The sequence below is a fragment of the Streptomyces sp. G5(2025) genome, from assembly GCF_049542075.1.
Lineage (GTDB): Bacteria > Actinomycetota > Actinomycetes > Streptomycetales > Streptomycetaceae > Streptomyces.
In genome coordinates, this window is record NZ_JBMUZT010000006.1 from 2,650,562 (window position 1) to 2,664,438 (window position 13,877).

Genomic DNA, 13,877 nt, shown 5'->3' on the forward strand with positions numbered 1-13,877 from the left:
GCTCTACGTGCTGTTACATCCCGTGACTCAGTGGTTGCGCGGGAAGCCCAGGTCGACCCCGGCCGGCGCGTCCGACGGGTCGGGCCAGCGCGTGGTGACGACCTTGCCGCGCGTGTAGAAGTGCGTGCCGTCGTTGCCGTAGATGTGGTGGTCGCCGAAGAGCGAGTCCTTCCAGCCGCCGAAGGAGTGGTAGCCCACCGGCACCGGGATCGGCACGTTCACGCCGACCATGCCCGCCTCGATCTCCAGCTGGAAGCGGCGGGCCGCGCCGCCGTCCCGGGTGAAGATCGCGGTGCCGTTGCCGAACGGCGAGGCGTTCATGAGGGCCACGCCCTCCTCGTACGTGTCGACGCGCAGCACGCACAGCACCGGGCCGAAGATCTCGTCCTGGTAGGCCTTGGCGGTGGTCGGCACGCGGTCGAGCAGCGAGAGGCCGATCCAGTGGCCGTTCTCGTGGCCCTCGACCGTGTGGCCGGTGCCGTCGAGGACGACCTCGCAGCCCTCGGCCGCGGCGCCCGTGACGTAGGAGGCGACCTTGTCGCGGTGGGCGGCGGTGATGAGCGGGCCCATCTCGGACGCCGGGTCGTTGCCCGGACCGATCTTGATCTTCTCGGCGCGCTCCTTGATCTTCGCCACCAGCTCGTCGGCGACGGAGCCGACCGCGACGACGGCGGAGATGGCCATGCAGCGCTCGCCCGCGGAGCCGTAGGCGGCGGAGACGGCGGCGTCGGCTGCCGCGTCCAGGTCGGCGTCCGGCAGGACCAGCATGTGGTTCTTGGCGCCGCCGAGCGCCTGGACGCGCTTGCCATTGGCGGAGGCGGTGGCGTGGATGTGGCGGGCGATCGGGGTCGAACCCACGAACGACACGGCCGCGACGTCCGGGTGCTCAAGGAGCCGGTCCACGGCGACCTTGTCGCCGTGCACCACATTGAAGACGCCGTCGGGCAGCCCGGCCTCGCTCAGCAGCTCCGCGATCTTCATCGACGCCGACGGGTCCTTCTCCGACGGCTTCAGCACGAAGGTGTTGCCGCAGGCGATGGCCAGCGGGAACATCCACATCGGCACCATGGCCGGGAAGTTGAACGGCGTGATGCCCGCGACGACGCCGAGCGGCTGGCGGATGGACGACACGTCCACGCGCGAGGCGACCTCGGTCGACAGCTCGCCCTTCAGCTGCACGGTGATGCCGCAGGCCAGGTCGACGATCTCCAGGCCGCGGGCGACCTCGCCGAGCGCGTCGGAGTGCACCTTGCCGTGCTCGGCGACGATGTGCTCGGCGATCGCGTCGCGGTTGGCGTCGAGCAGCGCGCGGAACTTGAAGAGGATCGCGGTCCGCTTGGCGAGGGAGGAGGTGCCCCAGGTCGCGAACGCCTCGCGGGCCGCGGCGACGGCGGCGTCCACCTCGTCGACGTCCGCGAACGCGACCTGCGTGGTGACGGCGCCGGTCGCCGGGTCGGTGACCGGGCCGTACGTTCCGGACGCGCCCTCGACAGTCTTGCCACCGATCCAGTGGTTGACGGTCTTCGTCATGACAAGCATCCCTACTCTCACAGGTGGCGGCGTCGGGCAGCGACGTGCCGGTCGTACTCTTCCCTGGCCTCGACCGCGGACACCCGGGTCGCCGTCTCGGCCACGGGCACATCCCACCACGCCTGCGCCGGGGGCGGGCCCGACACTGTGTCTGCCGTTTCCGTCTCCACATAGACACATGTGGGACGGTCTGCGCCCCGCGCCTCGCGCAGGGCCTCCCGCAGGTCACGCATGGTCTTGGCACGCAGCACCCGCATCCCGAGCGAGGCCGCGTTGGCGGCGAGGTCGACGGGCAGCGGGCCCTGGCTGTAGGACCCGTCGGGCGCCCGGAAGCGGTAGTCCGTACCGAACCGCTCGCCGCCCACGGACTCCGAGAGACCGCCGATGGACGCGTACCCGTGGTTCTGGAGGATGACGACCTTGACCGGGATGTTCTCCTGGACGGCCGTGACGATCTCGGTCGGATTCATCAGATACGTGCCGTCGCCGACCAGCGCCCACACCGGACGCCCCGGCGCGGCGAGCGCGACACCGATCGACGCCGGGATCTCGTAGCCCATGCAGGAGTAGCCGTACTCGACGTGGTACTGCCGAGCCGACCGCGTCCGCCACAGCTTGTGCAGGTCGCCGGGGAGCGACCCGGCGGCGTTGATGAGGATGTCCTCCTCCGTCACCACCTCGTCGAGGGCGCCGAGGACCTGGGCCTGCGTGGGCCGCACGTCCGGCTCCTGCGCCTGGTACGCGGCGTCGACGCGCTGCTCCCAGCGCGCCTTGTCGCCCCGGTACGCCAGACAGTAGGCGGGCTCGACGCGGTGGCCGCGCAGCTCCCGCGCGAGCGCCTCCAGGCCGGCGCGGGCGTCGGCGATGAGGGTGGTGCCCGCCATCTTGTGGCCGTCGAAGGGGGCGATGTTGAGGTTGAGGAAACGCACCCCGGGCTGTTCGAAGAGCGTTCCGGAGGCCGTGGTGAAGTCGCTGTAGCGGGTGCCGACGCCGATCACCAGGTCGGCGGCGCGGGCCAGTTCGTTCGCGGTCGCCGTGCCGGTGTGGCCGATGCCGCCGACGTCCGCCGGGTGGTCGAAGCGCAGGGCGCCCTTGCCCGCCTGGGTGGAGGCGACGGGGATGCCGGTGGCGTCGGCGAACTCCTTGAGGGCGTCCTCGGCGGCGCTGTGGTGGACGCCGCCGCCCGCGATGACCAGCGGCCGCCGCGCCGCGCGGACCGCGCTCACGGCGGCGGCCAGTTCGCTCGCATCGGGGGCGGGCCTGCGCACGCCCCACACCCGCTCCGCGAAGAACTCCGCGGGCCAGTCGTAGGCTTCCGCCTGCACGTCCTGCGGCAGGGCGAGGGTGACGGCGCCGGTGTCGGCGGGGTCGGTGAGGACCCGCATCGCGGCGAGCGCGGCGGGGATCAGCGCCTCGGGGCGCGTCACGCGGTCGAAGTACTTCGAGACGGGCCGCAGGCAGTCGTTGACCGACACGTCGCCCGCGTACGGCACTTCGAGCTGCTGGAGCACGGGGTCGGCGGGCCGGGTGGCGAAGATGTCGCCGGGCAGGAGGAGGACCGGCAGCCGGTTGACGGTGGCGAGCGCGGCGCCGGTGACGAGGTTGGTGGCGCCGGGCCCGATGGACGTGGTGACGGCGTGGGTGGCCAGGCGGCCGGACTGCCGGGCGTACCCGACGGCGGCGTGCACCATGGCCTGTTCGTTGCGGCCCTGATGGAACGGCATCTCATCGGCGTACTCGACGAGCGCCTGTCCGATGCCCGCGACATTGCCGTGGCCGAAGATGCCCCAGGTCGCGCCGATCAGCCGCTGCCGCACGCCGTCGCGCTCGGTGTACTGGCGGGACAGGAAGCGTACGAGCGCCTGCGCGGTGGTGAGCCGCACCACGGCCGTCCCGGTGGCGGTCCCGGTGACGGTCATCGGTATCCCTCCGTGTGGTCGGGGTGGAAGCAGATCCGCCACTCCCTCTTCTCGCCGGGCCCCGCCATCACGTTCAGGTAGTACATGGCGTGGCCGGGCTGGGCGACGGACGGCCCGTGCCAGCCGTCGGGCACCAGCACGGCGTCACCGGTGCGGACCTCGGCCAGGACGTCCGTACCGCCCTCGCGGGAGGGGAAAACCCGCTGATAGCCGAAGCCTTCCCGCCCGTCCGGCGCCTCGATCTCGAAGTAGTAGATCTCCTCCAGCTCGGCCTCGATCCCCGGGCGGTGCTCGTCGTGCTTGTGCGGCGGGTACGAGGACCAGTTGCCGCCGGGCGTGATCACCTCGACGGCGATGAGGCGGTCGCAGTCGAAGGCGTCCGCTGCGGCGAAACCCCGGACCTCGCGGGCGCAGGTGCCGCTGCCGCGGCTTTCGACGGGAACCTCCGGCGCGGAGCCGTAGCGGGCGGGGAGTCGACGCTCGCACTTCGCTCCTGCCAGGGCGAAGCGGCCTCCCGCGCCGGAGGCGATCTGGATGTGGGCGTCTCGGGGCACGTAAGCGAAATCGGTGACTCCGCTGAACACGCTCTCCCGGCCCAGGAGTTCGATGATCCCGCCTTCCGTGTGCACCGTACAGCCGCCGGTCAGCGGGAGCACGATCCATTCACTCTCCCCGGTGGGGAAGGAGTGGATGCCACCGGGCCCGATCTCGACGACGCGCAGCGCGGAGTACGTCCAGCCCGCCCGCTTCGGATCGATGTCGACGGCGTACGGGCCATCGGCCGCACTGCCTTTCGGTACGTACGTCATGTGAGCCTCCTTGAGCCCCTGTGCTCCGCTAGAGCAGCCCCACGGCGGTGTCGACCGCCCCCGCCACGTCCCCGTCGGGCGGATACAGCAGCGCCCTGCCGACGACGAGGCCCCGCACGGTGGGCAGGCGCAGGGCGCCGCGCCACTTCTCGTACGCGGCGTCCTGATCGTCCCCGATGTCGCCGCCGAGCAGCACCGCCGGCAGGGTCGACGTCTCCATGACGCGGGCCATGTCGTCGGGGTTCTCGGTGACGGGCACCTTCAGCCAGGTGTACGCGGAACTCCCGCCGAGCCCCGAGGCGATGGCGATGGACGTCGTGACGGCCTCGGCGCTCAGGTCGTTGCGGGGCGGCCCGGTGCCGTCCGGTCCCCCGCGGCGGGTCAGGAAGGGCTCGACGAAGACGGGCAGTCGGCGCTCGGCCATGGCGTCGACGGCGCGCGCTGCGGAGTGCAGGGTGGTCAGCGAACCGGGGTCGTCGTAGTCGACGCGGAGCAGCAGCTTGCCCGCGTCGAAGCGGAGCCGTGTGAGGTCCTCGGGGCGGTGTCCGGTGAACCGGTCGTCCAGCTCGAAGGCGGCCCCGGCGAGCCCGCCGCGGTTCATCGACCCGATGACGACCTTGCTGTCGAGGGCGCCGAGGAGCAGCAGGTCGTCGAGGATGTCGGCGGTGGCGAGCACGCCGTCGACCCCGGGGCGCGACAGCGCGAGGCGGAGCCGTTCGAGGAGGTCGCCGCGGCTGGCCATGGCGAACGGATCATCGCCGACGCCGAGTGAGCCGCGGGCGGGGTGGTCGGCGGCGATGATCAACAACCGCCCGCCACCCCCGAGGAGGGGCCGCCGCACCCGCCGCGCGGCAGCTTCGGCGACGGCTTCGGGCTGGTGGGCACGGGTACGGCTAAGGCCGGCAACATCAACACCTCGCCTCCGGCCTCCAAAATTCAGCCCCTCCGGCGTTCGAGGAGCGGGGCCCGGGGCGGAGCCCCGCGGACGCTGCCCATCACCGGCGTTCACAGCACAACCCCCAGCTCCACCGTCCGGCCACCAAAATCCAGCCCCTCCGGCGTTCGAGGAGCGGGGCCCGGGGCGGAGCCCCGCGGACGCTGCCCATCACCGGCGTTCACAGCACAACCCCCAGCTCCACCGTCCGGCCACCAAAATTCAGCCCCTCCGGCGTTCGAGGAGCGGGGCCCGGGGCGGAGCCCCGCGGACGCTGCCCATCACCGGCGTTCACAGCACAGCCCCCGCCTCCACAGCGGAAGCGACCTCGTCAGGAAACGGCATCGCGGAACCGCACTCCAGGCGGGACGCCACAATCGCCCCCGCCGCGTTGGCGTACCGCATGATCCGCTGCAACTCCCACCCCGCGAGCAGCCCATGGCACAGCGCCCCGCCGAACGCGTCTCCCGCGCCGAGCCCGTTGAGGACGGTCACCGGCAGCGGAGGGACCTCGGCCGACTCCCCGGCGCGGTTCATCGCGAGGACGCCCTTGGGTCCCTGCTTGACCACGGCGAGTTCGACCCCGGCATCCAGCAACGCCGCTGCCGCGGCCCGGGGTTCCCGCTCCCCCGTGGCGATCTCCACCTCGTCGACGTTGCCGACGGCGACCGTGGCGTGGGCGAGGGCGGCGGTGTAGTGGGGCCGGGCCTCCGCCGGGTCGCCCCAGAACATGGGCCGCCAGTCCAGATCGAAGACCGTCACGCCCGCCGACCGCGCGGCCAGCGCCGCCAGCGTCGCCGACCGGCTCGGCTCCGCGCACAGCCCCGTCCCCGTCATCCAGAAGATCCGCGCCGCCGCGATCGCCCCGAGGTCGAGTTCACTCTCGTACATCTCCAGGTCGGGAGCCTTCGGCAGCCGGTAGAAGTACAGCGGGAAGTCGTCCGGCGGGAAGATCTCGCAGAACGTGACCGGCGTCGGCAGCCCCGCCACCGCGCTCACCCACCGGTCGTCGACCCCGAACTCCCGCAACGCCTGGTGCAGATAGGCCCCGAAGGGGTCCTCGCCGGTGCGCGTGACGACGGCGACGCGCCGGCCCAGGCGGGCCGCGGCGACCGCGACGTTGGTGGCCGAGCCGCCGAGGAACTTCCCGAACGCGGTGACCTCGGCGAGGGGCACCCCGCTCTGCAGCGGATACAGATCGACCCCGATCCGCCCCATGGTGATGACGTCATACGCGTCTGTCGGGTCTGTCAGGTCCGTCGGGTCCGTCACCCTGCACTCCCTCTCGGCGGCGCCTGCCCCAGGTCTAATCCCGCCCCCGGAGCCCTGTCAACATTTTGTCCTTACATTAGGACCACTCCTTGACACTCCTCAGAGGCGGACTGGAGGCTTGCCGACATGACGACGCTGTCTCGCATCAGGATCGGTTCGGCGCCCGACTCCTGGGGCGTGTGGTTCCCCGAGGACCCCCAGCAGGTCCCCTGGCGCCGCTTTCTCGACGAGGTCGCCGCCTCCGGTTACGAGTGGATCGAGCTCGGCCCCTACGGCTATCTGCCCACCGACCCCGCCGAACTGTCCGATGAGACGGCCCGCCGCGGCCTGAAGGTCTCCGCGGGCACGGTCTTCACGGGCCTGCACCACGGCCCCGCCGTCTGGGAGAAGACCTGGGCGCACGTCGCCGACATCGCCGCCCTCACCCGGGCCATGGGCGCCCACCACCTCGTTGTCATCCCCTCCTTCTGGCGTGACGACAAGACGGGCGTGGTCCTGGAGGACCGCGTCCTGACGCCCGCGCAATGGCGTGAACTGACCACCCAGACCGAGCGCCTGGCCCACGAGGTCCGCGAGCGGTACGGCCTGAAGGTCGTCGTCCATCCGCACGCGGACACGCACATCGACACCGAGGAGAACGTCACCCGCTTCCTCGACGCCACCGACTCCGGCCTCGTCTCGCTCTGCCTGGACACCGGGCATTACGCGTACTGCGGCGGCGACAGCGTCAAGCTCATCGAGACGTACGGCGAACGCATCGGCTATCTGCACCTCAAGCAGGTCGACCCGGAGATCCTCGCCGCCGTGCGCGCGGACGAGGTGCCGTTCGGGCCCGCCGTGGCCCGCGGCGTGATGTGCGAGCCGCCCGCCGGGGTGCCGGACCTCGGGCCCGTCCTCGCCGCGGCGCAGCGGCTCGGCGTCGACCTCTTCGCGATCGTCGAGCAGGACATGTACCCGTGTCCGCCGGACAAGCCGCTGCCGATCGCCCGCCGCACCCGCGCCTTCCTGCGGTCGTGCGGGGCCTGAGGACCCCCGACGCCCCGAGGACCCCCGCCCTGGGGAGCCCCGGCGTCCTGCGGGCACCCGACGGGCGGTGGGAGATCGCCCTCGCGCGCCCGCATCCCCGGCTGCGGCCGGGCGTGATCGGCTACCGCGGCACCCGGCTCGCGCTGACCGGGCCGCGGCGGCGCCTTGAGGTGCCGATCGGCGCGGTGACCCTGCTGCTCGGCTTCGGCCGACCGGTGCGGATCTCGGGCCTCGAACAGCCGGGCCTCGAACGGCCGGGGCGCGCGGGACCCGGCCGGCCGCCGGTCTCGCTCGTCTCGGTCCTCTCCGGGCTCGGCACGACTCCGGTGCTCGGGGAGCAGGACGGGCGGCTCGCGGGCATCGAGGTGCTGCTGATGCCGTGGGCCGCGTTCACGCTCTTCGGCACCGCGCTGTACGAACTGGCCGACCGCACCCTCGACCCCGACGCGCTCGGCGTCCGCCCGGACCCGGGCCGCTGGGAGAGCGTGGCCGAACTCGCCGACGCGCTGGGCGCGCTGCCCTCCTGGCCCGCGCGCTTCCACCTGCTGGACGAGGTGTTCGCCCGCTGGGCCGCGGCGGGCCCGCCGCCCTCCCCGCGCACCGTGCGGGCCTGGGCCGGACTCGTACGCTCCGGGGGCACCGCCCCGGTCGGCCGCCTCGCCGAGGAGGTCGGCTGGAGCGTACGCCAGTTGGAGAACCGCTTCCGGGAGCAGATCGGGATCGGGCCCAAGGCCGCGGGGCGGGTCCTGCGGCTCCAGCGGGCCCGCGGGATGCTCGCGGCCGGCCACGGCCAGGCCGAGACGGCGGCGGCCTGCGGCTACTACGACCAGGCCCATCTGAGCGGCGAGTTCAAGGCGCTGACGGGGTGTACGCCGCGTCAGTTCACGCGGGCGCGGGACGCGGCGTCCGCGCCGGCGGCGGACCGGCTCGACGGGCAGCCCACGAGCCTGGTGCTCCCGGCCGGGCCGGCGGTGCCGCGTGCGGTTCTCTCGCCGAGTGCGCTCTTCTCCAAGACGGGACGGCGTCGCTGACGGCACGCTGTGACCCTTGGGCCAACCGCCGCGGGGGAACCCGCGCCGCCCTCCGAGCCGGAAGCCGGAGGGACGCGGGGAAGCGGGTGGGCCGGGTCCGGCGCAGCGGGCCCGGCCCACCTCGGTGTGCGTCCGCCGCCCCCGCCCAGGCCGGGTCACCTCCGCGCTCATGCGCCGCTTCCGTCACAAACACACTTTTCTTGTCACACATGTCTCATGTACGCGGGTCTTGCGTCACAGGCAGTCGACAGCCGCTTCCCGCTGGTCACTCTGCGTCGTTCACGGGGCACAGGCTGAGTGATCGCCGCGCTCGCGCCCAGTTCCCCCGTCGGCCCCTCCGGCCGCCCTGGGCGTGCGCAGGGAGGTGCCACCCATGACGGACCGCAGACTCTGGTCGTACAAAGAGATCGCCGCGCACATCCGGGTGCAGCCCGACACCGTGCGCTCCTACCGCAAGCACGGACTGCTGCCGGACCCCGACCACGTGGAGGGCGGCAAGCCCTACTGGTACGCCGACACCGTCCGCGCGTGGGTGGCGTCCCGCCCGCGCAACCGGGGACGCAGAGACTGACGCCGCGGCCGGGACCTCGTTGAGAAATACCCCCTAGGGGTATAGCCTGATGTACGTCAGGGGGTCCCGGGAACTCCGGGGCCACCTCCTGCACGTTACGTCGCATACGTACACACGCCTCCCGAGGAGAACGACATGAGCGCCCAGACCGAGCTCCCGCAGGCCGCGTCCGAGACGACCGGCTCCTGCTGCTCCCCCAGCGGTTCCTGCCACTCCGGCGGCGCGGCCGAGGCGCCGCAGGGCGCCGTCACCACGGTGTACGAGGTGACGGGCATGACCTGCGGCCACTGCGAGGGCGCCGTCTCCGGCGAGATCTCCGAGATCGCGGGCGTCGCCTCCGTCGAGGCCGTGGCCGCCACCGGCCTGGTGACCGTGGTCTCCGCGGCCCCGCTGGACGAGGCCGCGGTGCGCGCCGCGGTCGACGAGGCGGGCTACGAGCTCGTCGGCGTCAAGGCCTGAGGCCACGGGCGGGGCGGCGGCCCTGTGGTCCCGAGTCCTCGGACCCCGGCATCCAGGGCCCGCCGCCGCCCGGCTCGGCCGGAAGTAGTACCAAGGAGACATGACCGAAGTCTCCGAGGTCGAACTCGCCGTCGGCGGGATGACCTGCGCCTCCTGCTCGTCCCGCATCGAGAAGAAGCTGAACCGCGTGGAGGGCGTGACCGCCTCGGTCAACCTCGCCACGGAGAAGGCCAAGGTCTCGTACGCCGACGGAGTAGACGTCGCCCAGCTGATCGCCCTGGTCGAGAAGCTGGGCTACACGGCCGAGGAGATCGTCCCGCCCCCGCCCGAACCCGAGCGACCCCCAGGGGCCGCGGCGGCCGACGGCGCGCCCGCCCCGACCCCCGCCGACATCGCCGAGCCCGACACGCTGCGGCAGCGCCTGACCGTCTCCGCGGTCCTCTCGCTGCCCGTGGTGGTGCTCGCGATGGTCCCCGCCCTCCAGTTCGACAACTGGCAGTGGCTCTCGCTGACCCTCGCCGCGCCCGTCGTCGTCTGGGGCGGCCTGCCCTTCCACCGGGCCGCGGCCACCAACCTCCGGCACGGCGCGGCGACCATGGACACCCTCGTCTCGGTCGGCACTCTCGCGGCCTTCGGCTGGTCGCTGTGGGCGCTGTTCCTCGGGGACGCCGGGATGCCGGGGATGCGGCACGGCTTCGGCTTCACGGCCTCGCCGGGGGACGGCGCCTCGACCATCTACCTCGAAGTGGCCTCCGGCGTCATCACGTTCATCCTGCTCGGCCGCTGGCTGGAGGCCCGCGCCAAGCGGCGGGCCGGCTCCGCCCTGCGGGCCCTGCTCGAACTGGGCGCCAAGGACGTCACCGTACTGCGTCACGACGGCGCGGAGGAGCGGATTCCGGTCGGACGGCTGGCCGTCGGCGACCGTTTCGTCGTACGCCCCGGGGAGACCGTCGCGACCGACGGCACCGTCGTCGAGGGCGCGTCGGCGGTCGACGCCTCGATGTTGACCGGTGAGTCCGTGCCGGTCGACGTCAACGTCGGCGACGCCGTCACCGGGGCGACCGTGAACACCTCGGGGCGCCTGGTGGTGCGGGCCACGCGCGTCGGCTCCGATACCCAACTGGCGCGCATGGCGCGGCTCGTGGAGGACACGCAGACCGGCAAGGCCCAGGCGCAGCGCCTCGCCGACCGCATCGCCGGGGTGTTCGTGCCGGTCGTCCTGCTCATCGCGCTCGGCACGCTCGGCGGCTGGCTGGGCGTCACGGGCGAGGTGACGGCCGCGTTCACGGCCGCCGTCGCCGTGCTGATCATCGCCTGCCCCTGTGCGCTGGGCCTCGCGACCCCGACGGCCCTGATGGTCGGCACCGGACGCGGCGCGCAGCTCGGCATCCTCATCAAGGGCCCCGAGGTACTGGAGTCCACGCGCCGCGTCGACACCGTCGTCCTGGACAAGACGGGGACGGTGACCACGGGACACATGGAGATGGAGGACGCGTACGCCGCCGGGACCGGGACCGCCGGGGGCACGGACGAGAAGCAGTTGCTGCGCCTCGCGGGCGCCCTGGAGCACGCCTCCGAGCACCCCGTCGCCCGGGCCGTGGCGGCGGGCGCCGCCGAGCGGCTCGGCACCAGCGTCGGCCGGTTGCCGACGCCCCAGGGGTTCGAGAACGTCGCCGGGTTCGGCGTGCGCGGCACGGTGGACGGGCACGAGGTGCTGGTGGGGCGTGAGCGGCTCCTCGCGGAGGCGGGGGTCACGGGCCTGGACGCGCTGACCGCCCTGCGGGAGAAGGCGGAGGCCGCCGGACGCACGGCCGTGCTCGTCGCCTGGGACGGTGCGGCGCGCGGCGTGCTCACGGTCGCCGACGCGGTGAAGGAGACGAGCCCTCAGGCGGTACGCGAGCTGCGGGCGCTCGGCCTGACGCCGGTACTGCTCACCGGCGACAACAAGGCCGTCGCCGACGCCGTGGCGCAGGCGGTGGGGATCGCCCCGGACGCCGTGTACGCGGAGGTCCTGCCGCAGGACAAGGCCGATGTCGTGGCGAGGCTGCGGGCCGAGGGCCGGGTCGTGGCGATGGTCGGGGACGGGGTGAACGACGCGGCGGCCCTCGCCACCGCCGATCTGGGCCTGGCGATGGGTACCGGCACCGACGTGGCGATCGAGGCGAGCGACGTGACGCTGGTGCGCGGGGACTTGCGGGTCGCGGCCGATGCCATCAGGCTCTCCCGCGCGACGCTCGCGACCATCAAGGGCAACCTCTTCTGGGCCTTCGGCTACAACGTGGCCGCGCTGCCGCTCGCCGCGGCCGGGCTCCTGAACCCGATGATCGCGGGCGCCGCGATGGCGTTCTCGTCGGTCTTCGTGGTCACGAACAGCCTGCGTCTGCGGGCGTTCTCATAAGCTCTTCACAGGACCGTTTCAGCATCCTCACGCGGGCGCGTAGATCCCCATATCAGGGCCCTTGCGCATGTTCGGGACATATGCAAGAGACGCAGATCACAGTGATCCGAACGTAACCATCTTGGGGGGTCGCGAGTCTAATGGGACGATGCCAGAAGATGTCTTGGGGGACGTCTTCTGACATCGGAGGACATCTTGGGGGATGTCCTTGGCATGCGTTGGCCGGGGCACGTGCGTCGGGGAGCTTTGAGCGGCCCTCCCGTCAGTACGCGTCCCGGCAGACCGCAGGGCAACCACAGACGCCCGGCCGGATCCCGTGGGGGGAATCCGCACCGGGAAAAAGGGAAGCGCCCCGACCGTCGACCCGTGGGGGGATCGACGGCGGGGCGCTTTCCGCTTTACGCCGGGAGAGAGAGCGCCCCGAAGGGGCGCGGGGAACTGCGCGACCAGCCACATCCGGCCCGCAGCTCCCGCGAAAAGATCAGCGACCCTCGACCGGGACGAAGTCCCGCAGAACCTCACCCGTGTAAATCTGGCGCGGACGCCCGATCCGCGAACCCGGCTCCTTGATCATCTCGTGCCACTGCGCGATCCAGCCCGGCAGGCGGCCCAGCGCGAACAGCACGGTGAACATCTCGGTCGGGAAGCCCATGGCCCGGTAGATGAGACCCGTGTAGAAGTCCACGTTCGGGTAGAGCTTGCGCTCGACGAAGTAGTCGTCGGCCAGCGCGTGCTCTTCCAGCTTCAGCGCGATGTCGAGCAGCTCGTCGGACTTGCCGAGCGCCGAGAGGACGTCGTGCGCCGCCGCCTTGATGATCTTCGCCCGGGGGTCGAAGTTCTTGTAGACGCGGTGCCCGAAGCCCATGAGCTTCACGCCGTCTTCCTTGTTCTTCACCTTGCGGATGAAGGTGTCGACGTCGCCGCCGGAGGCCTGGATGCCTTCCAGCATCTCCAGGACCGACTGGTTGGCGCCGCCGTGCAGCGGGCCCCACAGGGCCGAGATGCCGGCCGAGATCGAGGCGAACATGTTCGCCTGCGAGGAGCCGACCAGACGCACGGTGGAGGTCGAACAGTTCTGCTCGTGGTCCGCGTGCAGGATCAGCAGCTTGTCGAGCGCGGCGACGACGACCGGGTCCAGCTCGTACTCGGCGGCGGGCACCGAGAACGTCATGCGCAGGAAGTTCTCGACGTAGCCGAGGTCGTTGCGCGGGTAGACGACCGGGTGGCCCACGGACTTCTTGTAGGCGTACGCGGCGATCGTCGGAAGCTTGGCGAGGAGGCGGATCGTCGAGAGGTGACGCTGCTTCTCGTCGAACGGATTGTGGCTGTCCTGGTAGAACGTCGACAGCGCGCTGACCACGGACGACAGCATGGCCATCGGGTGGGCGTCGCGCGGGAAGCCGTCGTAGAACCGCTTGACGTCCTCGTGCAGCAGGGTGTGCTGCGTGATCTCGTTCTTGAACGAGGCCAGCTCGTCGACCTTCGGCAGTTCGCCGTTGATCAGCAGATACGCCACCTCGGTGAAGGTGGAGCGCTCGGCCAGCTGCTCGATCGGGTAGCCGCGGTACCGGAGGATGCCCTGCTCACCGTCGAGATAGGTGATGGCGGATTTATAGGCGGCGGTGTTGCCATAGCCGCTGTCCAGGGTCACCAGACCGGTCTGGGCGCGGAGCTTCCCGATGTCGAAGCCCTTGTCACCGACGGTCGAATCGATCACCGGGTAGGTGTACTCGCCATCGCCGTACCGCAGTACTACAGCGTTGTTACCGTTCTCGCTCACGTCATCCCTCACCGACGTTGTGCCTCTTCTTCGAGGTGCCCTGACTGTCTCTACCATCCCCCATTTGGCCCTGGAGAGTGCACTCGGGGTCGACCATTGGGCCTATTGGCGGCACTCAGTGCCGCCAACCTGCTCATCCTGCCCCCTT

11 protein-coding genes are annotated in these 13,877 nt (G+C 71.8%); 5 read left to right on the plus strand and 6 right to left on the minus strand.

The features are described 5' to 3' along the window. Nucleotides 1–27: 27 nt before the first annotated feature. The 5 genes from mmsA to iolC all read right to left on the minus strand — a co-directional run bounded on the left by mmsA (nucleotide 28) and on the right by iolC (nucleotide 6,464). Entirely contained in the window at nucleotides 28–1,530 is a 1,503-nt protein-coding gene (mmsA, locus tag ACOBQB_RS22780) for a CoA-acylating methylmalonate-semialdehyde dehydrogenase (RefSeq protein WP_423593993.1), read from the minus strand. Between the two features lie 17 nt (nucleotides 1,531–1,547). Next, complete coding sequence (gene iolD / locus ACOBQB_RS22785) at nucleotides 1,548–3,449, minus strand: 3D-(3,5/4)-trihydroxycyclohexane-1,2-dione acylhydrolase (decyclizing) (protein WP_423593994.1); 1,902 nt, start codon at nucleotides 3,447–3,449, stop codon at nucleotides 1,548–1,550. Continuing rightward, nucleotides 3,446–4,258 (minus strand): 5-deoxy-glucuronate isomerase, encoded by an 813-nt coding sequence (gene iolB, locus ACOBQB_RS22790; protein ID WP_423593995.1) that lies wholly within the window; start codon nucleotides 4,256–4,258, stop codon nucleotides 3,446–3,448. The genes iolD and iolB overlap by 4 nt, the downstream gene beginning before the upstream one ends. Before the next feature lie 28 nt (nucleotides 4,259–4,286). Beyond that, nucleotides 4,287–5,198, minus strand: coding sequence for a Cgl0159 family (beta/alpha)8-fold protein (locus tag ACOBQB_RS22795; protein ID WP_423598675.1), 912 nt, complete (start codon nucleotides 5,196–5,198; stop codon nucleotides 4,287–4,289). A gap of 285 nt (nucleotides 5,199–5,483) precedes the next feature. Beyond that, nucleotides 5,484–6,464 (minus strand): 5-dehydro-2-deoxygluconokinase, encoded by a 981-nt coding sequence (iolC, locus tag ACOBQB_RS22800; RefSeq protein ID WP_423593996.1) that lies wholly within the window; start codon nucleotides 6,462–6,464, stop codon nucleotides 5,484–5,486. 126 nt (nucleotides 6,465–6,590) lie between these two features. On the opposite strand from iolC, the gene ACOBQB_RS22805 reads away from it, so the two are divergent. The 5 genes from ACOBQB_RS22805 (at nucleotide 6,591) to ACOBQB_RS22825 (ending at nucleotide 11,949) form a co-directional block, all read left to right on the plus strand. Beyond that, nucleotides 6,591–7,490 (plus strand): sugar phosphate isomerase/epimerase family protein, encoded by a 900-nt coding sequence (locus ACOBQB_RS22805; protein ID WP_423593997.1) that lies wholly within the window; start codon nucleotides 6,591–6,593, stop codon nucleotides 7,488–7,490. 101 nt (nucleotides 7,491–7,591) lie between these two features. After that, a complete protein-coding gene (locus ACOBQB_RS22810; RefSeq protein WP_423598677.1) occupies nucleotides 7,592–8,521 on the plus strand; it encodes a helix-turn-helix transcriptional regulator in 930 nt (309 codons plus the stop codon). A 373-nt stretch (nucleotides 8,522–8,894) separates the two neighbouring features. Beyond that, nucleotides 8,895–9,092 carry a MerR family transcriptional regulator gene (locus tag ACOBQB_RS22815; RefSeq protein ID WP_423593998.1) on the plus strand — a complete coding sequence of 66 codons (198 nt, stop codon included), beginning with the start codon at nucleotides 8,895–8,897 and terminating at the stop codon, nucleotides 9,090–9,092. A 135-nt stretch (nucleotides 9,093–9,227) separates the two neighbouring features. Then, entirely contained in the window at nucleotides 9,228–9,551 is a 324-nt protein-coding gene (locus ACOBQB_RS22820; RefSeq protein ID WP_423593999.1) for a heavy-metal-associated domain-containing protein, read from the plus strand. A 100-nt stretch (nucleotides 9,552–9,651) separates the two neighbouring features. After that, on the plus strand, nucleotides 9,652–11,949 hold the full coding sequence (locus tag ACOBQB_RS22825; protein WP_423594000.1) for a heavy metal translocating P-type ATPase: 2,298 nt from the start codon (nucleotides 9,652–9,654) through the stop codon (nucleotides 11,947–11,949). Nucleotides 11,950–12,430: 481 nt separating this feature from the next. Here the strand turns inward: ACOBQB_RS22825 and ACOBQB_RS22830 are convergent, their stop codons facing one another. Next, nucleotides 12,431–13,729: a citrate synthase gene (locus ACOBQB_RS22830; protein ID WP_423594001.1), complete on the minus strand. Its 1,299-nt coding sequence runs from the start codon at nucleotides 13,727–13,729 to the stop codon at nucleotides 12,431–12,433. Nucleotides 13,730–13,877: the final 148 nt, after the last annotated feature.